This is a genomic window from Pontibacter sp. 13R65 (assembly GCF_047525655.1).
Classification (GTDB): domain Bacteria; phylum Bacteroidota; class Bacteroidia; order Cytophagales; family Hymenobacteraceae; genus Pontibacter.
On record NZ_JBLIQL010000022.1, the window covers coordinates 24,944 to 45,693 of the forward strand.

At 45.2% G+C, this 20,750-nt stretch carries 21 protein-coding genes; 8 read left to right on the forward strand and 13 right to left on the reverse strand.

The window, feature by feature from the left end:
• Positions 1 to 596: 596 nt before the first annotated feature.
• Positions 597 to 1,055 carry an OsmC family protein gene (locus ACMA1I_RS19315; protein ID WP_337070118.1) on the forward strand — a complete coding sequence of 153 codons (459 nt, stop codon included), beginning with the start codon at positions 597 to 599 and terminating at the stop codon, positions 1,053 to 1,055.
• Here ACMA1I_RS19315 and ACMA1I_RS19320 read toward each other — a convergent pair.
• A complete protein-coding gene (locus tag ACMA1I_RS19320) occupies positions 1,052 to 1,912 on the reverse strand; it encodes an SDR family oxidoreductase (RefSeq protein ID WP_337070119.1) in 861 nt (286 codons plus the stop codon). The genes ACMA1I_RS19315 and ACMA1I_RS19320 overlap by 4 nt on opposite strands.
• 363 nt (positions 1,913 to 2,275) lie before the next feature.
• On the opposite strand from ACMA1I_RS19320, the gene ACMA1I_RS19325 reads away from it, so the two are divergent.
• Together ACMA1I_RS19325 and ACMA1I_RS19330 are read left to right on the forward strand one after the other, a co-directional pair.
• Positions 2,276 to 3,601 (forward strand): DUF5103 domain-containing protein, encoded by a 1,326-nt coding sequence (locus tag ACMA1I_RS19325; RefSeq protein WP_337070120.1) that lies wholly within the window; start codon positions 2,276 to 2,278, stop codon positions 3,599 to 3,601.
• A gap of 93 nt (positions 3,602 to 3,694) precedes the next feature.
• Positions 3,695 to 3,988 (forward strand): DUF1330 domain-containing protein, encoded by a 294-nt coding sequence (locus tag ACMA1I_RS19330; protein ID WP_337070121.1) that lies wholly within the window; start codon positions 3,695 to 3,697, stop codon positions 3,986 to 3,988.
• A 517-nt stretch (positions 3,989 to 4,505) separates the two neighbouring features.
• On the opposite strand, the gene ychF is transcribed toward ACMA1I_RS19330, so the two are convergent.
• Together ychF and ACMA1I_RS19340 are read right to left on the reverse strand one after the other, a co-directional pair.
• Positions 4,506 to 5,603 (reverse strand): redox-regulated ATPase YchF, encoded by a 1,098-nt coding sequence (gene ychF, locus ACMA1I_RS19335; protein WP_337070122.1) that lies wholly within the window; start codon positions 5,601 to 5,603, stop codon positions 4,506 to 4,508.
• 381 nt (positions 5,604 to 5,984) lie between these two features.
• On the reverse strand, positions 5,985 to 6,314 hold the full coding sequence (locus ACMA1I_RS19340) for a DUF3276 family protein (protein ID WP_337070123.1): 330 nt from the start codon (positions 6,312 to 6,314) through the stop codon (positions 5,985 to 5,987).
• 133 nt (positions 6,315 to 6,447) lie between these two features.
• Here ACMA1I_RS19340 and ACMA1I_RS19345 point away from each other — a divergent pair, with 133 nt between their 5' ends.
• On the forward strand, positions 6,448 to 6,864 hold the full coding sequence (locus ACMA1I_RS19345; protein WP_337070124.1) for a septal ring lytic transglycosylase RlpA family protein: 417 nt from the start codon (positions 6,448 to 6,450) through the stop codon (positions 6,862 to 6,864).
• A gap of 9 nt (positions 6,865 to 6,873) precedes the next feature.
• Positions 6,874 to 7,785, forward strand: coding sequence for a DUF58 domain-containing protein (locus ACMA1I_RS19350; protein ID WP_337070125.1), 912 nt, complete (start codon positions 6,874 to 6,876; stop codon positions 7,783 to 7,785).
• 256 nt (positions 7,786 to 8,041) lie between these two features.
• On the opposite strand, the gene ACMA1I_RS19355 is transcribed toward ACMA1I_RS19350, so the two are convergent.
• The 6 genes from ACMA1I_RS19355 to ACMA1I_RS19380 form a co-directional block, all read right to left on the reverse strand.
• Positions 8,042 to 8,665, reverse strand: a complete 624-nt coding sequence (locus ACMA1I_RS19355) for a DNA-3-methyladenine glycosylase 2 family protein (protein ID WP_337070126.1) — start codon at positions 8,663 to 8,665, stop codon at positions 8,042 to 8,044.
• A 375-nt stretch (positions 8,666 to 9,040) separates the two neighbouring features.
• A complete protein-coding gene (locus tag ACMA1I_RS19360; RefSeq protein ID WP_337070127.1) occupies positions 9,041 to 9,793 on the reverse strand; it encodes a DUF6733 family protein in 753 nt (250 codons plus the stop codon).
• Positions 9,794 to 10,771: 978 nt separating this feature from the next.
• Positions 10,772 to 11,905 carry a porin gene (locus ACMA1I_RS19365; RefSeq protein ID WP_337070128.1) on the reverse strand — a complete coding sequence of 378 codons (1,134 nt, stop codon included), beginning with the start codon at positions 11,903 to 11,905 and terminating at the stop codon, positions 10,772 to 10,774.
• Between the two features lie 261 nt (positions 11,906 to 12,166).
• Positions 12,167 to 13,474, reverse strand: a complete 1,308-nt coding sequence (locus ACMA1I_RS19370; protein ID WP_337070129.1) for an ammonium transporter — start codon at positions 13,472 to 13,474, stop codon at positions 12,167 to 12,169.
• Positions 13,475 to 13,529: 55 nt separating this feature from the next.
• The gene (locus ACMA1I_RS19375) at positions 13,530 to 13,868 is read right to left on the reverse strand and encodes a P-II family nitrogen regulator (RefSeq protein ID WP_337070130.1); all 339 of its coding nucleotides are present in this window, start codon (positions 13,866 to 13,868) and stop codon (positions 13,530 to 13,532) included.
• 768 nt (positions 13,869 to 14,636) lie between these two features.
• The gene (locus ACMA1I_RS19380) at positions 14,637 to 15,671 is read right to left on the reverse strand and encodes a GntG family PLP-dependent aldolase (protein WP_337070131.1); all 1,035 of its coding nucleotides are present in this window, start codon (positions 15,669 to 15,671) and stop codon (positions 14,637 to 14,639) included.
• A 74-nt stretch (positions 15,672 to 15,745) separates the two neighbouring features.
• On the opposite strand from ACMA1I_RS19380, the gene ACMA1I_RS19385 reads away from it, so the two are divergent.
• The gene (locus ACMA1I_RS19385) at positions 15,746 to 15,931 is read left to right on the forward strand and encodes a hypothetical protein (protein WP_337070132.1); all 186 of its coding nucleotides are present in this window, start codon (positions 15,746 to 15,748) and stop codon (positions 15,929 to 15,931) included.
• A gap of 112 nt (positions 15,932 to 16,043) precedes the next feature.
• Here ACMA1I_RS19385 and ACMA1I_RS19390 read toward each other — a convergent pair whose 3' ends face one another.
• Positions 16,044 to 16,541, reverse strand: coding sequence for a metallophosphoesterase family protein (locus ACMA1I_RS19390; protein ID WP_337070133.1), 498 nt, complete (start codon positions 16,539 to 16,541; stop codon positions 16,044 to 16,046).
• Between the two features lie 444 nt (positions 16,542 to 16,985).
• Positions 16,986 to 17,624: an orotate phosphoribosyltransferase gene (gene pyrE / locus ACMA1I_RS19395; protein ID WP_337070134.1), complete on the reverse strand. Its 639-nt coding sequence runs from the start codon at positions 17,622 to 17,624 to the stop codon at positions 16,986 to 16,988.
• Between the two features lie 105 nt (positions 17,625 to 17,729).
• Between pyrE and ACMA1I_RS19400 the strand changes: the two genes are divergently transcribed.
• Positions 17,730 to 18,410, forward strand: a complete 681-nt coding sequence (locus ACMA1I_RS19400) for an NUDIX hydrolase (protein WP_337070135.1) — start codon at positions 17,730 to 17,732, stop codon at positions 18,408 to 18,410.
• Here ACMA1I_RS19400 and coaD read toward each other — a convergent pair.
• Both coaD and ACMA1I_RS19410 read right to left on the reverse strand, forming a co-directional pair.
• Positions 18,364 to 18,843: a pantetheine-phosphate adenylyltransferase gene (coaD, locus tag ACMA1I_RS19405; protein WP_337070136.1), complete on the reverse strand. Its 480-nt coding sequence runs from the start codon at positions 18,841 to 18,843 to the stop codon at positions 18,364 to 18,366. The two genes, ACMA1I_RS19400 and coaD, sit on opposite strands and share 47 nt — an antisense overlap.
• Before the next feature lie 2 nt (positions 18,844 to 18,845).
• On the reverse strand, positions 18,846 to 19,733 hold the full coding sequence (locus tag ACMA1I_RS19410) for a DUF3822 family protein (RefSeq protein WP_337070137.1): 888 nt from the start codon (positions 19,731 to 19,733) through the stop codon (positions 18,846 to 18,848).
• A gap of 249 nt (positions 19,734 to 19,982) precedes the next feature.
• On the opposite strand from ACMA1I_RS19410, the gene ACMA1I_RS19415 reads away from it, so the two are divergent.
• A complete protein-coding gene (locus ACMA1I_RS19415) occupies positions 19,983 to 20,441 on the forward strand; it encodes an AAA family ATPase (RefSeq protein WP_337070138.1) in 459 nt (152 codons plus the stop codon).
• Positions 20,442 to 20,750 lie beyond the last annotated feature (309 nt).

Genomic DNA, 20,750 nt, shown 5'->3' on the forward strand with positions numbered 1-20,750 from the left:
GTTTCACTCTGACCGAGGAGTGCAGTAACGCCTGAAGTGACTTCGGGGAGCAGTTGGAGAAGGTGCCGGTCGTGCAAAGTATGAGCCACAGGGGAAATTGCTGAGAGAACGCCGTAGTTGAGAGCTTCTATAAGACAATAAAGAATGGTTGCCGCCACGAATTTGCTACCAGACAGTAAGCTGGATTAACCGTATTTAAAATGTTGAAGGTTTCTAAACCAGGAAGAGGAGGCATTCAGCTCTGGGCTACCTTACTCTTTGCCAGCATGAAAATCTATTCTGCAATCAAACAGTGGCTGCTTGAAGAAGTCTCCAGTAAAACATGGCAACTCCACTCTTTTTCATAAACCTTTAATAGGACTTTTTAACCCACGCATCCACTTAAATTTAAGCTATAAAATGTGTAGCCCCTGCAAAGGTCTCTAACATTATAATGAACGAGACCCTGAACTTTAAATCTTGTTTTTGCCTCTGGAAGGCCATTTTCATTAGAATCATTTACTTCGCCGCTCTTTTTTAGCATCTTTTAAAGCGGTTTTGTTTCCTTCCCTGTCTGTTATCGTACTATAGTTGAAGTATTTAAACACGGAGGTGAAATGGCGAAAAGTGAAACAGTAATTGTAAGTGCCGACAGCTCAGCCGGCTATGTGGCCGATATAATAGCAGGAGCGAAGGCAATGAAAATAGACGAATCTGCCGTAGAAGAGGGACACAAAACTGGCCCAGACCCAAATGATTTTATTTTAAGTTCACTGGGAGCCTGCACCGTAGTTACCCTGCACATGTATGCCAGCCGCAAAAACTGGCCGCTGGAACGTGCCGAGGTCAGGCTGCAGCACGAATATGTAACCGTGCAAGACCCCGTACAGCCAGAAAAGCAGGTGAAAAAAATGTTGATTACCAAACAGCTGATTTTAGTTGGCGACCTGAACGAAGCACAACGGCAGCGGCTGGAGGAAATATCAGGACGATGTCCGGTGCAGCGCACCCTGGAGGCGGGGGTGCTGGTAGAAACCTATCTGGACCCAGCTCTGCCTTTTCCGGATAAGCTTTAAACTTTTTGTGTTTCAAGCTCGAAATATTCCTCCAGGGTGAGCACGCCAAGCGGTGGCGCTAAAAAATCTTCTTTGGTAACGGCAATCAAAAAGGCAAGCTTATCATATAAGTTGCGCTTCAGGAGTTTTACAACCGGGAGTGCCGCTTTAAGCGCAAAATAAGGAATAATAGGTACGAGGCCCTTGTGCCCGGCCGTTTTGCATGACAGCCTGATAAGCTTGGAACGGGTATAGATGCGCCTGCCTCCAATTGGGATTACCTGTGATGGCAACCCAATAGCTGCTACAGCAGCGCGGGCAACCTCTCCTTCATAAACCGGGTTTACACGCTTGTCGCCGCGGCCAAGGTGACCGATTATGCCTTTAGATGCCATCGCTACTACTTCTCTGAAGGCGGCAAATAGTGCAGTTGGCTCCAGAATAGTATGGCTGATCGGGCTTTGTTTCAGGGCTTCTGCAAAATCGGCATGCGCTTTAAAGTAGGCCAGGTGTGGGTAATGCGAGGCCGAGAAAGCAGAAATGTAAAGAAATTGGCTTACGCCTGACTTTTCTGCCTCGCCGAGTAGGTTCAGGTTCGCCAGAAAGTCTATTTCTCTAAACGAGGCTTTGCACCTGTCTTGCAGGCGCAGGCTTTTGCCAATGGCCGATATGACAACATCTACTCCTTCGCAGGCACCTTTTAAAGATTCCCGGTCAGTGGCATCTGCCACTAAAATTTCGTCAGGTGCAGGAGTAAGCGCCTCAGCTTTGGAATAATCGCGGGCAAGAACTTTTACAAAATACCCTTGTTGTTTGAGTTCCTGAAACAAGTGCATCCCCAGGTTTCCGGTAGCACCAGCTAAGAGAATTGTTTTCATAGGCTCCTAAGAGAGTATTGGTTAAGTAAATATATGAACTAACGTTTGTTGGTGCAATTACTATGAAATTCTATTCTTTAAAGCGTTTACTCCTGCCATTTACCAATGCTATTGTTCAAACTCCAGCAAGCGAGACAAACTTGCTCTGCTACAGCGTAAACATGGTAAACTAAAACTTGCAGGTATTTATTAGCCAGCTAATGGCCTGCCTGTCGGGTCAGTAAAGATTTCCCTCTGTTCTTTCAGAACAATTTTTGTATTCAGAAACGAAAAATTAAAGTGGTCTGCCTATCTTAGTACATCCAACTAACAAAAGGGCAGAAGCTGTGGCAGGTGCTGCTATGCTAAACCCTGTTTTACTACATGTTTAAACAAAAAGTTTTTTCTCTGCTCTTGGCGGCAGCGCTGGCAACGGGCATAAGCGCCTGTGTACCGCTGGAACAGCAGGGGCAAGGGTATGGAGGCAGTGTGGCACAGGCAACATTGCGATACGAAGATTTTATTTATAATGAGAACATACGCTCGGTGCAATGCTACCGGGCTACCGGCACACCTGAGGAGGTGCTAAACCCGGCGGTGCTGCCATTGAGCCAAGAGCAGCGCGTTGTGCTGAAGTTCGATAGGTTGCAGGCGGGGCCGCAGCGCCTGATCGTGAAACTCCATCATTGTAATGCTGACTGGTCGCCGTCTGGCTTAAACGTAACACAGTATCTCAACGATTTTAACGAGTTCTTTATAACAGATGTGCAGAACTCTGTCAGCACCCGTGTGCCGTATGTGCACTATACGTTTCAGGTGCCTCGCGTTAAAATAAGTGGCAATTATGTAGTGGAAGTAACTGAGGAGGGTGGTAATGTGCTGCTTACCCGCAGGATGCTTGTGTACGAAAATGCGGTAGCGGTTGCCGCTAAGTTAGGTGCGCCAGCCGGACCATCAGGCCGTTTTTCGCGACAGCCAGTTGAGTTTAATATATTCTATAAAGATTTTCCGCTCGTGAACCCAGCCCAGGAGGTTAAAGTAGTTATGCGGCAGAACCACCGTTGGGACAATGCCAAATCGTATGCCCGCCCTACTTTTGTCCGCGACGAAGCTAGGAGGCTGGAGTATGTTTTCTTTGAACCTAAAGACCATTTTTTGGGCCTGAGTGAGTTCCGTGTGTTTGATACCCGCAGCATCAGGTTCAAAGGGCTGGGCGTGCAGGGAATAAACCTGGAGGCTACTCCTATTATGATTAACCTGCAGCAGGACAAGAGCCGCCAGGGAGCTGCCTACAGCCAAGACCCCGATGCTGATGGCAAGTTGCTCTTCGGCAACCGCGAATACGGCAACGGCGATGTAAACGGCGACTATGCCTGGGTGGAGTTCGAACTAAGATCGTCGGAAGAAGTGAGCGGCCAAGTGTACCTACAAGGTGCCTTGACTGACTGGCGCCTGACGGAGCAGGCGAAGATGCGCTATAACCAGGAACGTGGTGCCTACTTAGGCCGCATGCTCCTGAAACAAGGCTACTACAACTACTACTATGCACTTGCCGGAGCAGGCAGTGCCGAGGCTGATGCCAGTTATTTCGAAGGCAGCCATTTCGGCACGGGCAACACCTACGATATTCTGGTGTACTATCGCCCCCCCGGTACCCGCGCCGATATGCTGATTGGCTATGAGGAGATTGGGTATAACAGGAAGTTTTAGGAAAGGCTTCGGGCATTTTGTATTTGAGATACGGTTATTGTGCGACCTGTAACTCACACAAGTCTTAATTAGTCACGAATTGAATTAATAGCTATGTCAGCATTTGTAATAGTAGAAATTGAGATAATAGACCCAATCGCTTACGAAGAATACAAACTTTATACTCCTGGCTCCATTGCGGCCTACGATGGTAAATTTGTGGTGAGGGGCGGTAGCATGGAGAGCCTGGAAGGCGATTGGAACCCGCAGCGCATTGTGGTGCTGGAATTCCCGACGGTTGAGCGGGCAAAGGAATGGTGGAATTCACCTGAGTATGCCAAAGCGAAAGGCATTCGGCAACGCGCTGCTCATACCAAAATGCTGGTAGTAGAAGGGTTTGAAGGGTAACTTGTTTGGTGATTACCTCTCATCAGAGCGATCGAAAATATTCGATATTTTCTCTTCACATATCTTATTTATCATTTTGTAGAGATCTTGTGGGCGAGAGCCAAGAGCATATTTAGTTTAAGTTCGCATAGTTGCTGTTTACCTCTTCATCAGGCTGAAGCTGTTGTATTGCTGGAGTCTTTGTTCTTTTTGTCTTGATACAAAAAGAACCAAAAAAATCAAGACAATTTTAAACTCGCTGAACGCTCAAACAAAAAATCGTCAATAGGTGCATCTGGCTCAGGTGTTCTCTTCGTTGCCTCCTGCCGCAATACATTGTCTTCTAATGGATATTGTAAAAATTTGAAATTATTCTAATGAAGATGCCTTTCTGGAGGAGTTTTAAAGAAGAGAGGCCTTGGGTATTTATATGTACTCTTGCTGGCAAACATTTCTTTAAAAGAGAAGGGCAGCCTTTAAGCTGCCCTTCTCTTTTAAAGAAATGTTTATCTAGTTTCTATAATCTAGCAACTAATTACTAAACGTTGAAACGGAAGTGCATAATGTCACCGTCTTGTACGACGTAATCTTTTCCTTCTACTGCCATTTTACCGGCTTCTTTTATCTTGGCTTCTGTTTTATATTCCTGGTAATCTTTCAGTTTGATAACTTCAGCCCGGATAAAGCCTTTTTCGAAATCAGAGTGAATAACGCCAGCGGCCTGCGGTGCTTTCCAGCCTCTGCCAATGGTCCAGGCGCGAACTTCTTTTACACCGGCGGTAAAGTATGTTACCAGGTTCAGCAGTTCGTATGAAGCACGAATAAGTTTGTTCAGGCCAGACTCTGTAAGACCATATTCCGCCAAGAACATTTCTTTTTCTTCGGGGTCGGTAAGTTCTGCAATTTGAGCCTCAATAGATGCGCTTATCAGCACCACCTGCGCATTTTCGTTCTTTACATGTTCTTCCAGCGTTTTAGAGAATTCGTTGCCGGAGTTCATGGAGTTCTCGTCTACGTTGGCTGCGTAGATTACTGGTTTCTCTGTCAGCAGGTTCAAGTCTTCTACAGCCTCTTTATCCTCGTCGGTTGCGTCTAAAGACCTAACACTCAGGCCTGCCTCCAGATGCGCTTTGTATTTTTCGAGACTGGCAAATTCTTTTTTGGCTTTGGCATCGCCGGCTTTGGCAGAGCGCTGTACCTTCAGTAACTTCTTCTCTACTGAGTCGAGGTCTTTTAACTGCAGCTCCGTATCTATAATTTCTTTATCGGAAATAGGATCTACTTTGCCGGCAACGTGAACAATGTTCGGGTCTTCGAAGCAGCGTACCACATGTATAATAGCATCTACCTCCCGTATATTGGCCAGGAACTTGTTGCCGAGTCCCTCGCCTTTGCTGGCTCCTTTTACAAGGCCGGCAATGTCTACAAACTCAATAACGGTAGGCAATACCCGCTCCGGGTGTACCAGTTCTTCCAATATATCCAGGCGCTCGTCGGGCACGGTAATCACACCCACGTTTGGCTCTATGGTACAAAAAGGATAGTTGGCAGATTCTGCCTTGGCATTAGAAATAGCGTTAAACAAGGTAGACTTACCAACATTTGGCAGTCCTACAATTCCGCATCTGAGTCCCATTGAAATAATCTTTTATTATCAGGGCGCAAATATACAACAATTTAACAAGCATTGCAGATGCCTGCCCTCTAAAAGGCAATCAAGAAAAGGCTGCTTCATGCAAAAGAGCAGGAGCCTTGCCAGCTAGAACTAAATTATGCTAATGAAAAAGGCCTTCCGGAGGCATATTGGGCCAAAAAGGCCAAGGAAAACCAGTCTGTGGAACCATAACCTGAGCAGCATCTAAAGGAGAGAGGAAAATAACACCAATGTCCTCCACAGCTGCTCAGAAATTGTAGGTCACTACTGCACCCACGGCTAAATGTGTCATTATTTGGTGCAAAAACAAGAAAAGCTTACGCGTTAACGTAAGCTTTTTCTATTATAATGTCAGGCAAATGCCTATTCCCATTTCAATTCATCATCAAAAGATGGCTCTGTTTCTGCTACCGGTGTCTCAAGGGCGGCTAGAGCTTCTTCTGTTAACAACTCCGATTTAACGTGATCGATTGTTCCTTGCAGCGCTTCCATGAACTTGGCGAAATCCTCTTTGTAAAGGAAGATTTTGTGCTTCTCGTAAGAGAAAGTTTCATCCTTAAATTTCCGCTTGCTCTCCGTGATGGTCACGTAATAGTCATTCGAGCGTGTTGACTTCACGTCGAAGAAATACGTTCTCTTTCCTGCTCTAACTCTTTGGGAAAAAATTTCTGCTTTTTCGTTGTTCTCTTCCACCGTTTAATAGACGTTAAATTCCACTTTAATGAACCTAAAAGTAACATATTGTTCTGATATATAAAAACTTTTGAATTTAAAATTTGATAAAAAAAATTATACTATATTTGAGACGGACCAATTATAGTATAGCATGAATATAAATTCGATTATACTAGTATTTGTTTTTCTCTTTATGACTGATAAAGTGGCGTATGTAGCCGATGGCAAAGCATCGTTTTACTCAGACCGCATGCAGGGGCACCAGACTGCCAGCGGCGAACGCTACGACAAAACACAGCTTACCGCAGCCCATGCTTCTCTTCCGTTTAACACCCGTGTGTTGGTGACCAATGTGCGGAATGGCAAAAGTGTGGTGGTGAAGGTAAATGATCGTATGTCGCGCTCACGCCATACTATTATAGATGTATCGCGGGCTGCAGCGCTGCAACTCGACCTGGTGCGGGAAGGCGTTGGCCAGGTGCGCCTGAGAGAACTTACAGACGAACTTGTGACACAACAAGATCAGCCTTTAAGCGTTTCAGAAGCTGAAGCCGCAACCAATAACTAATACCTGCTCATGAAAAAGCCTCTTACACTAGCCGACGTACAGAAATTCGAGAATATGGAGTTTCTGGCCAAACAGTTGGTAGAGGGGTTTATTACCGGTCTGCACCAGTCGCCTTACCATGGCTTTTCGGTGGAGTTCTCGGAGCACCGCCTCTACAACAGCGGCGAAAGCACCCGCCACATCGACTGGAAAGTATTTGCCCGCACCGACAAGCTGTTTGTGAAGCGCTACGAAGAAGAAACTAACCTGCGTTGCCACGTGCTTCTCGATGTGTCGCCTTCTATGTATTATCCCACCGAAAATAACGGCAAAATTACTTTTAGTGCCTTATGTACCGCCGCCCTGGCTACCCTGCTCCGGCGACAGCGTGATGCGGTAGGCATTGTTACCTTTACTGATAAAATTGAGCTGCAGACACCGGTGCGCTCCACGGCATCGCACCTGCACACGCTCCTGCTCCTGCTTCAGAAACAGCTGCAGGAAAAACCAGTAGCAAAAGACACAAATGTAGCAGAAGTTATTCACCAGATTGCTCAGCAAATACCCAAACGCTCGCTGGTGGTTATCTTTAGCGACATGCTCGGCCGCCACGACAACACAGAAGCCATCTTTTCTGCGCTGCAACACCTGAAGCACCAGAACCACGAGGTGTTGATTTTCCATGTAATGGACCGGAAAACAGAAGAGGAGTTCGATTTTGCAGAGCGCCCCTATATTTTTGTGGATGTGGAATCGGGGCAAGAGCTAAAGCTACAGCCTTCGCAGGTCAGGGAGCAGTACAAAGCTGCCGTCGAAGGCTTTAAACAGGACCTGGTGCTGAAGTGTGGGCAGTACAAAATAGACTTTGTGCCTGTCGATATCAGCGAACCTTTCGATAAAGTGCTTTATTCTTACCTTACCAAAAGGGCGAAGGTGCGGTAACTGGTTGCTAATGCTATGTAAAGTGAATTTTATCATTAAAATTATTCATCCTAGAGGTTACCTGTTGGTTAATTTACCGGATAACACAATGCTTTGGAAACCGGCTTCTGAAGGAGAACATAAGGCTATAGCACACTCCCTAATGATGCAAATGAAAACCTCCTTCCGTAGGCCTTTACTCAAAATAAAACGTTTAGTGTATTAATCAGCGTATTGAGATTTTCCTTAAGTAGCTGCAGCAGGGGCAAAAAGTCTATTATTTCGGAGCGTTATCAAGCGACTGCCACAGGTATTTGCAGGCGATGGTGCGGAAGGGGCGCCAGGCTTCTCCAATTTCCATCATTTTTGTTTTCAGCGCTTTGCCTTTTTCTTCCAGCCCATAATGTTTTTTAATGGCATTTTGAATGCCCAGGTCGTCCAGTGGCAATACATCCGGCCGCTCCAGGGCAAACATCAGCAGCATTTCAGCTGTCCAGCGGCCAATGCCTTTAATTTGCGTGAGGTGTACAATCAGTTCTTCGTCGGGCAGGGCGGCTATAGTAGCATGTTCTAGCTGACCTTCCTCAGCAAAAGCCGCCACATTCCGAATGTAGCCAATTTTTTGAAACGACAGCCCTGCACTTCGTAGCACCTCGTCGGGCATGGCCAGTACCAAAGCAGGGGCTGGGTAGGCATCCGGAAAAAGCGCCGTGAACCTTCTGAAAATAGTAGCTGCCACCTTGGTAGAAAGCTGCTGCGACACTATAGCGCTTAGAAGTCTGAAGTAAATATCCTGGGAGGGGGAAGAGGAGAGGGGTTTGCCGGAGGCAATAAGTGCAGCCAGTACAGGGTCTTGTGAGAGTGCTGCTAAAGCGGTCTCGCTGGTAATTGAGTTTTCCATAATGGTGGCGTTGGCTATCAATATGGCTATTATTCAAGAATTTTCAAATTAATACAAGCAACACAATAATTGCTTCTGAATTATTGTAATGAAAAGGGCCTTCCAGAGGCTATTTATGTGTTTTAGAGTTAAGGGTAGCTGCAAAAAGAAGGGCAGGAGCCTGGCGTTTTTAGTACCTGGCTTCTGCCCAACCTTTTTGTTTGTAAAAAGTCAATAGCTTAAATAGACCAATAGATTAGTTTTTTGTTTGCATAGGCATATAAAGTTAAGGTGTTGTGTTTGTTACTGTAACCGGTAAGTCTGGTAGCAGAGCACTGTACCCGGCTATAGGCCATACACACCCTAGGATAAAGCGTGTGTATGGCAAGGTATAAGTTAGAAGCTAAAACCAGTGGTAACTTTAAAGAAAGAGTCGTTGCCTTCCACCAAGTCACCTCCGCCGCTGAGCCTTCCAAAAATGCTGTGCTTTGGCGAAGAAAACTGTATATACGGACCAACCCACTGATACACATCTGTAGAGGCGCTAACGTTAGATCCTCCGGAGTTAACAAGATGCTCGTAGTGGGCGCCAAAAGAGAATTTAGAGTTTACCTTGTACCCAAGATTTGCCCAGTAGTGGATGTAAGATAGTGTAGTGCCGCCCTCAGCAGGTGCCTTGTCGCGCAGCGGGGCATAGTAGCCGAAATAAACTTCACCTTCTACCTTCGGCTTGTTGATATTAAAGAACATATTTGGTACAATCCCATCGCCAAAAATAGCAGGCCCTTGCGCCCCGCTCGAGAGCAGATTACCGCCAGTTACCCCTAGGCTTGGGTTAAAGCTAATGCCATCGGCCAGGTTAAAGTTGGCACCAACACCAAATTCTGTCCAGTTCCCCCAGGCACCACCTGTTCCACCTGACCACATAATACCATAAAACGTGAGCCCTACCTTAGAAGAAACACCGTAAGAACCTGAAAAAGAAGGTGCAAAACCGAAAAACTGGTCAGATGTCAGGCCAATTGTAAAAGAAAAGTCATCGTCATCATCGGAGCTTGATTGCGCCATAACGGATGCTGATGTAGAAATTAACAATAGTGAGAAAAGATGCGATAATAGGGTGGTTGTTTTAGTAAATGATCTAATCATGAATGAAGGGTTTAAGTTAAAAATATATCTGCTAATCTTGTTAAATTCATAATTCGTATTAAATCAGCTGTGGGCTCAAGTTCTTTACTCAACGTGCCTGTAACTGGTTGGCTTTGCGAGTTAGGATCTCATTCAACTATCAGGTGTTGCCAAAATGGCATTAGTAGTGTTATCTCCAAACTCAATACTTATTTCTCTATTTGCATATTTCTGCATCAGCTGCTATTTGTAAACAAAGCATTATTTAAACTGATACTCCCTGTAACTAGAGGCGTGTTTGTCTAATTTGATATAAATATAAATAATGGTGTTTATAAAAACAGGGGTCTTTGTGTAAAAATATAAAATAAAATTGATTTACCCCCTTAGTGTAAAGGTGGTAAATCAATTTTGTTGTTTTTCGTCAGGAACTCACCCTGTTTTGAGGGGGGGTTATTAAAACATGGAGCAAATGTTTCTCCTGAATTGCCTTGCGACTAAGCTGAAACAGTACATTGAGATTGGTTTAAACTCAATGGGGTTTCGGTATTTAAGTATTACTTTTTTGTTCTATGATGTCAACACTGGGTATGATGCAAACTAATTCTTTAAATAAGAACGGCCTTTCAGAGGCTTTCGAGGTATTTTTATTTAAGGGTAGCCGCAAAAACAAGGGCAGGAGCCTGGCCTTTTCAGTACCTGGCTTCTGCCTTACCATGTTGCTTGTAAAAAGTCAATAGCTTAAATAGACCAATAGATTAGTTTTTTGTTTGCATAGGCACAGGTGATTTATGGTTTTAAAATGGGATATTGATTCGTTTTAAGTGCTTATACTGGATGAGTTGACTAGTTGAAGTGCTCACTTTCTATAATACAATCGCGATCTTTTAATTGGCTAGGGGTTGAGGCCGTTGGTGTGTTTATCGAACTTATTTTGGCTTAGCTCTAGCGGAGAGGCCTTAACCAGAACATACTCCAGTTCACTACATGCACTGCCTTTTATTTACACAGGCCGAAGGTGTAGATAAAGGCAGCCCCCAATGTAGTTTGGTTTTTCTTGCCCATGTTGCCAGCTTTGTCTTCGAAAAACCCGTTGTTGGCAAAGTCCATTCTAACTTCCGGCTTCAGGATAAATTGGCTATCAGCTAATTTAATGTCACTGGTTAGGGTAAAGGAGGTTACCTCCAGGGGGCCGAAATAACGAACACCGCTTGGGTCTGAAAAGTATTCTGTGCGTAGGCCTAAACCAAACTTGTCGCTGGTGTTATAGTTCAAATATAAGGCTGCACCACCCCATGAGGCATCAGAATACCATGGATCTTGAGGAGCAGGATTTGGAGTTTCTTTGTTACCTGTCAGAAACGATCCATAAGCTGCGTTTATGCCAACTTTAAAATCTTCGGTTACCTGGTAAGAAGTAGTTAAGTCGAAAAGACTAGTGTAGGAGCCGTCCAACTCACCAAAGTTAGACGCAGTATTATGTTCGTCGCCACCAATCCAGTTCAGGTAGATGTCGAAACCGGAAACTGGGGCCAAATAGAACTGCGCAACCAGCGATTTCTCTTTGTTATAGTCTTTTATGCCATCCCAGCCCTGTACAATACCCATCATTACGCCAAATTTATCGTTAATGGCATAGTTCAATTTAGCGCCTGTGTGGTAAAAAGGGCCGTTGCCGAAAAGGTAAGATAAGCTATAGTTAAAGTTAAGTGGCGCATCAATAAGTTCATAGCCGATATGTGTACCAAACTGACCTGCCGTTACCGATAGTTTATCTGTTACATCATAAGTAAGGAAAGCCTGCTTAATAAATTTGGTATTGCCTTCATTGCCAAAGTTGCCTAATTCGGCGTTGGGTCCTATGGTTAAGTCCGCCACAGCATGAAATTTACCATAACTATAAGCAAACATGGTTTGAGCAAGACCCATTGCCACTTTATTGTGATAAAGGTCAAAAATTCTGCCTTGATTCATGTCAGAAAGCGGGCTGTTTGTATTATATTGGTAGTAAGCATCAACATAGCCAGAGAACTCGAACTTGCTCTTAGATGCAGGTGCGGGAATATCCTGTGCAATTGTTATATTTGCAGTAGTAAAGAATGCCGCAGCAGCGAGAGGTAAAAATCTTTTCATGTTCATGTGCTTTATTATTTTATAAATATCCTTAGAAAAGTACTTTGGAAACCCATTCTTCATACTGACTTAAAATGCCGTTTAAGTCAGCAGAAATGTGAAGGAGGATCTGAATGCTGGAAATGTAAGTGGTAAGGCAAGAGCACCTTCTGGTGAGGCGGAGTTTTTTATGGTAGTAAAAACAGTGGTAATGTGGTTTTCGCATTACCACTTGTTTTTAACCATCCAAGTACAAGAAGTGCGGAGGGAGTTAGAATATAGTTAGTTGTTTGCTGTTACGGTAGCTTTCTTCTTGGTTTCGGCGGTAGAGTAACCGTTTTCAAGTCGTGTAACTTCGTAGGCAGGAGCGTTAATGTCTGGGTAAGCGTGCATTTTGTGTTCATGCATATCAAGTCCTTCTATTTCTTCTACTTCACTTACACGTATGCCTGATGTTATTTTCAGTACAAACCACAGTACAAAGGCAAAGACAAAGCTGAAGGCACCAATTATGCCTATCCCAATAAGCTGGCTGATTACCTGATCTACTCCGGCCAGATCTCCGAGTAAACCTACGGCCAGTGTTCCCCAGATACCGCAGATTAAGTGAACTGAAAGCGCTCCAACTGGATCATCGATTTTTAATTTGTCGAAAAACATTACACCTAATACTACCAGGCTACCTGCTACCAGGCCAATTACAACAGAGTCTACTACGCCCATCATGTCTGCACCGGCTGTTATGCCTACCAGGCCAGCCAGGATGCCGTTCAGGACCATAGAAAGGTCGCTTGATTTAAATAAGCCGTAGGATACGAAAAAGGCTCCAATAGCACCTGAGGCAGCAGCCAAACTGGTCATTACCAGTACTCTTGAAACAGCACCCGGATCAGCAGACAAAACTGAACCTCCGTTAAATCCAAACCAACCTAACCACAGGATAAATACCCCGATAGTAGCCAATGGCATGCTGTGCCCCTGAATCGGCTTTACTTTGCCGCCAACGTATTTTCCTATACGCGGGCCGACCATCAGGATACCTGCCAATGCGCCCCAGCCACCTACTGAATGTACCAGAGTAGAACCTGCAAAATCGTAAAAAGGAGTTTCTAAAGCATCTAAGAAACCGCCTCCCCACTTCCACATGCCAACTATAGGGTAGCAGATGCCCACAAATACAATAGAGAAGATCATAAAGGCCCCTAATTTTACACGCTCAGCAACAGCGCCCGACACAATAGTGGCAGCAGTGGCAGCAAACATGCCCTGGAACAGGAAATCGGTCCAGAAAGTATAGCCTTCGTTATAAGCAGATGTTTCGCCGCCTTCTGGTAGAGGAATTCCAAAGCCTGAGAAACCAAAGAAGCCGCCAGCAAAGGCATCTCCAGGGTACATCATTGAAAAGCCCCAGAGGGTGTAGGTGATCAATCCGACAGGAAGGATCATACTGTTTTTAAAGAGGATGTTGACCGTGTTCTTCGATCTGGCCAGGCCTGACTCCAGTGAGGCAAATCCCAGGTGCATGATGAAAACGAGAAAGATGGAAACCATCATCCAAACGTTGTTTACAACAAATAATTCTTGTGACATGGGTTAGAGAATTAAGGTTATTTGATAAGTTTTGAATAGTTAGTGTAGCCTTTTATTAAAGAGCGAGCTCCCCAATTTCCCCGGTTCTGATCCGGATTACCTCCTGTACATCCATGATAAAGATTTTGCCGTCTCCCACCTTGCCGGTGCTGGCTACCTTTAAGATAGTGCTCACTATGTCATCCAATTGATCGTCGGTAACCACTAATTCAATTTTTGTTCTTGGAATAAAGCCAACGTTGTAAGCGGTACCTCTATATACCTGCGACGAGCCATGTTCAAGTCCAAATCCTTTCACATCGTAGGTGGACATGAATGGAACACCGATTTCAGTCAACGCCTCGTAGACTTCTTCGAATTTGGATGTTCTAATGATTGCTTCTATCTTTTTCATAAGGAGTAAATTTAATCTATATCCATGTTTTTAAGGGGGTATCTATTTTAATTATGATAAAGTTATTAAAGATATATTAAAAAACAATAGGGGTACCTAGTTAATTTATAGTAAAATCATAAAAGACCCCTATCTATAATAAGGGTGGTTTTTAAATTAATTGCACTGCTCTAGTTTGTAAAAAATATAGAATATGGCTAACGAGTATTTGGTAACAGAATGCATAAAATAGCATAGTAAGTGCAGCAGGAACAGCAGGAATGAGCAAATTAGCAGCTGTATACTCAGAATTATTGTATTATGGATATATTAAGGTATTCAAATCCCTTTGGAACGTAATGCCCTAAATGGGAGCCGAATATGCCAGAATTTTATTAAAATAGAAACAAAGGCAGATCTGGTTTCCTTGAAAAAAAAATCAAAAAACATAAAAATAAATTCCCCCCCCCTGTGTTTACTATAGGGGGTAATGCTTAAAAATCTAAGTTGAAAGAGTTAGGCTATATTTAAAATATAGGTATATGTGCTATACATATATATTGTATAGGACTGGCTTAAATGAAGGTATTGCGCTTGTTCAGCGGTGTTTTTGTTATTAAATTGCCTTTGTATAGTTAGCTTTTACAATGGCTTTATATAAGTTAACAGGAAAAAGGGAAAGAGGTGCGTCTGCAATAGGGGTAGAAGGAGGAGGTAGTGAACAGTAAAGGCATGAACTCCGGTGGAATTCATGCCTTTGCAGTTAAATTGTCCTAAAGTGCAGTGCCCTTAGTGGGAGTTGTTCAGTGAAGACAGCACCTGAACCGTGTGCGCCAGTTGCTCTTCTGTAAAATCCAGGTGGGTAACAAAGCGCACCAACTGTGGCCCGAAACTGGTAGCCCGTACTTGATGGCGTGCAAGCGCCTCCACAAAGGCTGCTCCTGTAAACTTTTCGTTCAGTTTAAAAATAACAATGTTAGTTTGCACCGGTAGTACCTGCTCTACATAATTAGCCTGTAGCAATACCTCTTCCAATGCCTTTGCCCGTTGGTGGTCTTCCATAAGTCGCTCCACATGATGATCGAGGGCGTAAAGGCCGGCAGCTGCCAGATAGCCTGCCTGCCGCATGCCACCACCCAAGGCTTTACGAATGCGCTTCGATTTTCGGATGAACGCTTGGCTGCCCAGGAGCAAAGAGCCAACAGGGGCGCCTAAGCCTTTGGAGAGGCAAATCGAGATGCTGTCGAAATACTGGCCATAGGCCAGAGGCTGCTCATTTGCGGCCGCCAGGGCATTGAATACACGGGCGCCGTCCAGGTGCAGAGCCAGGCGGTGCTGCCGGCAAACCGCAGAAATAGCGGCAATCTCATCTATAGTGTAATAAGCGCCTCCTCCTTTATTGGCTGTGTTCTCTAACGACACTAGTCTTGTTTCAGGGTAGTGAACGTTGTCGAGAGGCCTAATGTGTGCTGCTACTTGTTCGGGAGTCAGCTTTCCGCGTTCGCCATGTACCAGTGCTACAGAGGCAGCCGAGTTAAACATAATGCCGCCTCCTTCATACTGGTATATATGCGAGGTAACATCACAGATAATTTCGGTAAGCGGCTCCGTATGTGCTTTTATGGCTATTTGGTTTGTCATGGTGCCTGACGGGCAGAACAAGCCAGCCTCCATTCCGAACATTTTAGCCGCCTTCTTTTCCAAAGCATTTACAGTGGGGTCTTCCTCGTATACATCGTCACCTACCTCAGCTTCAAACATATAAGCCAGCATTTCTCGGGTAGGTTTTGTAACGGTATCGCTGCGTAAATCGGTAATCAACATATTTTGATAGAATAAATACTTTACTTTGTAAAAATAATAACTTACTTTTGCCCTTCAAATTAAATATTGCAACGATGGGAGTTACAAGATTAAAAAGAAAAGACCGTAAGAATAAAGCAAGAGCTAACAACAGAATTGCGAAGATAAAGCAGTTGTTATTAACGCCAGTTATCAAGAATGTTGACATGGATGAGCTGAGATCTCAGTTTGGCGAAGCTCCAAAAAACAAAGTAGCTGCAGAAGAAACAGCTGCTGAATAGTTTCTTTTACGGGAAAGTAAGTCCATCTGCCTGCCGCTGCTATTTCAGCAAATGGCGGCGGCTTACTAGATAAAGATCTTTAGAGTGTGTTTGCATAGCAGGCACACTTTTTTTATGCTCGTTTGCCAAGTTCTATTACCTGTAGCTCCTGCACCAATCCGGCTTCTATGGTAAAGCGTACCATGGTGCGCGTGGTATGAAAGCCATGCTTGCCTGCAGCGCCGGGGTTAATATGCAGCAGGTTTTGGAGTTTTTTATCCGTCATGATCTTCAGGATATGCGAATGTCCTGTTATGAACAGCTGTGGTGGTCGTTGCAGTATTTCCTGCCTGATGTCGGGGTGGTATTTGCCGGGGTAGCCTCCTATATGCGTCATGAGCACCTCCAGGCCATTTAGGGTAAAACGGTTTACTTTGGGGTGCACCTGCCGCACATCGGGCCCGTCTATATTGCCATAAACGCCCCTTACAGGTGCCAGCTGCTGCAGCCTGTCCGACACGGCCAGCGTACCAAAATCGCCTGCATGCCATATTTCGTCTCTGTCGCTAAGCAATCGGAGTATCTGATCGTCGAGGTAACTGTGGGTGTCAGAGAGAAGGCCTATTTTCATGTGCTGCTGCGTCGGGTTTGTTGAAGCGCTGAGAGGGGAGAGGTCTTTGGTGAAAATGAGAAAGACTGTTCCATACTCAGCTACTGCTATGGTTGATTAAACGAGGCCTTGAATCAAAAAGATTGAATTTAGCTCCGGAAGGGCTGTTTCATTAGAAGAATTGAAAACTTCTTTGTACTGCCCTATGCATTAGTAGAGCAGCTGGTCCGTTTCAGGCTCAAAATGTTTCTCTTTACCTGTTATTGCCATTTCGGGTGGCAATGAAGCAGGATTGCCATGCGGCTGTAGCCTTTGACACAACGTTTAGGAAGAGCAGGAGAGGCAGGGCTTAAAATAACTTTTTCAAGCCCTGCCTCTTATTTATTCAAACCGACTCCGGAAGGCCATTTTCATTAGAATAATTGGCTGCATGCAAAACTTATAACAACCGGGTTTGTTCCTGGCTTATACGCCCCAGGTTTCAGGCGCTTTGCGCCATTCAGCAAGAGTTGCCATAGCGCTTTCTGGTATATAGCCATTTTGCAGAGCTGCCTCGGTCAGCGCCTGGTAATCGCTGAGGCAGAAAAGTGGTATGCCTGCTTCTTTAAAATTGTTTTCAGCCACCGAAAAGCCATACGTGAAAATGGCGGCCATGCCCACTACTTCTCCACCGGCTGCCTGCACGGCTGCAGCAGCTTTCAGGGAGCTTCCGCCTGTAGAGATCAGGTCTTCCACGAGCACTACCTTCTGGCCCTGCAGCAGGCGGCCTTCGATCTGGTTACCCATGCCATGGCTCTTTGGCTGCGGCCTTACGTACAGAAAAGGCATTTCGAGTAGCTCAGCTACCAGGGCGCCTTGCGCAATACCGGCTGTGGCAACACCGGCAATAGCCTCGGCATCCGGAAAGTTGGCTTTAATAAGGTTCGCCAGCTGATCTTTTATATAACTCCGGATAAACGGAAACGACAATGTTACGCGGTTGTCGCAGTAAATAGGTGAGTTCCAGCCAGAGCTCCACTTAAATGGGTTGGCCGGACTTAATTTCACTGCCTCTGTTTCCAGCAGAAAGGAGGCTACCTGATGTGCAGTTTGCTTTGAATCCATAGGGCGAAAATACAGAAATATTTACCTTTTTGGGAGGCAGTATTTTCTTTCAGCAGATTTATTTATTCATTTGTGTATATTTGAAGACTACCAGAGGTACCAGACATGAACGTTTTTATAAACGATATTCCTTTAATACTAAAGAAATCTACCGAGAAGGTATACAAGCACCATTATGATGTGGTTCTGAGTGCCGATGATGAATTTTCTTCGAAAGATCTGATAGGCGATGTGCTGATAAAAGACGCTGACACCCCTCTAATAGACAAGCTGGTTCGCCTGATGGAAGTAAAGAAGCTCAAAAAGCTTGACTCGCTGACCTTGGTGGCCGACAAAATTAAGAAGATCATGCTGCACCTTAAAGACCAGTTCAAGATCGTGAAGGCGGCAGGCGGCTTGGTGGTGAAAGACGACAAGATACTCATGATTTACCGGCTCGGCACCTGGGACCTGCCAAAAGGCAAGCTCAACAAAAAAGAGAAGGTAAAGGAAGGTGCCCTGCGTGAGGTAGAGGAAGAATGTAATATAAAGGTGGAGATAGTAGGCAAACTGCCCAAAACCTGGCATTCTTACGCCTACAAAGGAAATAAAATCCTGAAGAAAACCTCCTGGTACCTGATGAACTGCACCGACGACAGCCTGATGAAGCCGCAAGCTGAGGAGTTTATAGAAGAGGTGCGCTGGATGACCATTGAGGAAGTGAAAGAGGTTTTACCCAACGCCTATACATCCATCAGTTTTATAATGAAGCATTACCTTCAATCGCTGAAATCGGGAAAGGTATAAACTCATCTACATTGCCGCCAAACTTGTGAATTTCCCGGATAATAGAGGAGCTAATGGCTGCCAGGCGAGGTGCCGTAATTAGAAACACTGTTTCGAGCTCGGGGTTCACGTGGCGGTTTGCCTGAGCAATGGTGTTCTCATACTCGAAATCGGTTGTATTGCGCAGGCCCCGTAGCAGGAACCTGGCTCCCTGTTCACGCGCAAACTCTGCCGTAAGGCCCTTGTAGGACTGCACCTGTACATTTGGCTGATCCTTAAATACTTCCTTGATAACCCCCACCATGCGATCTACGGGTATGTACCGCTGCTTGGTGGTATTGTTCCCGATAGCAATTATGATCTCATCAAACAAATGGGCACCGCGTAGCACCACATCGTAGTGTCCGTTTGTAAAAGGATCGAAAGATCCGGGGAATAGGGCTATTCTTTTCATAATTAATCGCAGAGGTGCACGCTGTAGAGCTCAAAATACCGGTGCTCGAACAAGTCGTCGAACTTATAGCTATACGCCACATCGGCTGGTTTTTTTCCAAACCTTACATGGCGCACATATTTTTGTAAAATAGAAAACAGAGTGGAGTCGTGGGTAATATCGCCAAGCACCGTTATGGTTTCTTCCTCTGGATTTAGTTTCTGCTCCTGCATCACAAAAATGACAAAATAAATAAAGTCTTCAGGGCTCTGATACTGGAATATATTGCAGAACTCCAGCCCGCTCTGGCTGATTACGAGAATGGTAACATATTGCTGCTCCACAAAAAGGTAGAGGCGGCGTGCCCTGCTGCGGCCGGTCTGGTGCAACAGGCATCGGATAAGTGCACTTGCCTGGTGCAGATATTGCACCGGTCGCCTTTGCGCAATCTCCTCCACTACCTCCCGAATAACAGCCGGTATCGAAAAAATGTTAACTGCTTCCAGGTCGGCATGCCGATAGGCCAATACCTGGTCCTGTTCGGGGTGCAGTTCGCTGTGCAGGCGCAGGTAGTCGGCCTGGTGTTCCGGCTCAAAAAGCGTTTCGGGTACGAGCGTAAAATTCAGGTTGCTGATCATTACGCGCAGGCTGCGCCAGCCTTTATAATTCAAAATAGAGCTGCTTCTGGCAATGAGCCGGAGCTGTGCCGCCACCTGTTCCGGTGTAGTAACAGTTAGCAGTTCATAGTCTTCCAGTACCACAAACTTGTTGCGTTTCAGGTCCACCACCCCCAGCCGTACAGATTTCTGGCTGAGTGCCAGGTAAAGGTTGCTGTCTGGAGCCTGCGAAAGCGCAAAAGCCTCATCAAGAATCTTGTGGGAAAGCCGGAAGTACGTACTGTTCGTATTCAAATTTTTGTGAATGAAAGATACTGAAAGCTGAAGCAAGCGATTTACTGCCTCGCATGCTGCAAGTATATAAAATTTCTGGCAAATGTGGAGCCTGCAAGCGCAACTGCCGGGTATATTCACTATAAAACAACCGTCAATGGCAAAGTTGTATGCAGCAAATTTTAAAAACGGATGGTGTTGCCTTCGTATCAATTACCGCGCAGGCCTCGTACCAAGGGGCAGGATGCAGCAAATAAATGAAGGAGGCAGATGCAGGCAATTATTTTCTGTGGAATACAGGCAAGCGGCAAATCTACTTTTTATAAAGAACACTTTTTTCAGACGCATGTGCGCATTAGCCTGGACCTGCTGCGGACCCGGCACAGAGAGCAGGTCTTTCTGGCCGCATGCCTTAAAACCCAGCAGCGCTTTGTCGTAGACAATACTAACCCAACTGTGCTGGAGCGGCAAAAGTACATAGAGCTCGCCAAAGAGGCTCGCTACGAAGTGATTGGTTACTTTTTTGAGGCCGACATAGCCCTTGCCCTTGCCCGGAACAGCTTGCGCTCCGGCCGGCAGTATGTTCCTGAAAAAGGAATTTTCGGTACAAGGAAAAGACTACAGCCTCCCACGTTTTCCGAAGGTTTCGACCAGCTTTACCTCGTAAGGCAGGATCAGGGCGGCAGCTGGCGTGTGGAATTGCAATCAGCGAACCCTGTAGCGTTTTAAAAAATAGATCGCCGGCTCCCCATCAATTCTTCTAATGAAAATCAACTTCCGGAGGTGTTTTAACAGGTTTCTATGCAGGGCAGGTGTTAGCATTTCAAATCCTGCCGGAGCTATCTATTGGCTCTGGTGCTACTGCTATTTAAAAAGAAAATCGAATTTTGGTTGAGAACCTGATGGTAGGATGGAACTGTTTTTTCTATTTTTGATTTTGATGCAGCAGCCTTGGTGCCTGACTAAATATTGACTTTCATAAATATAGTTGGTGCAAATGGAATTTAAGTTCAGACGCCAAATGTTGAAGAAGGAAGG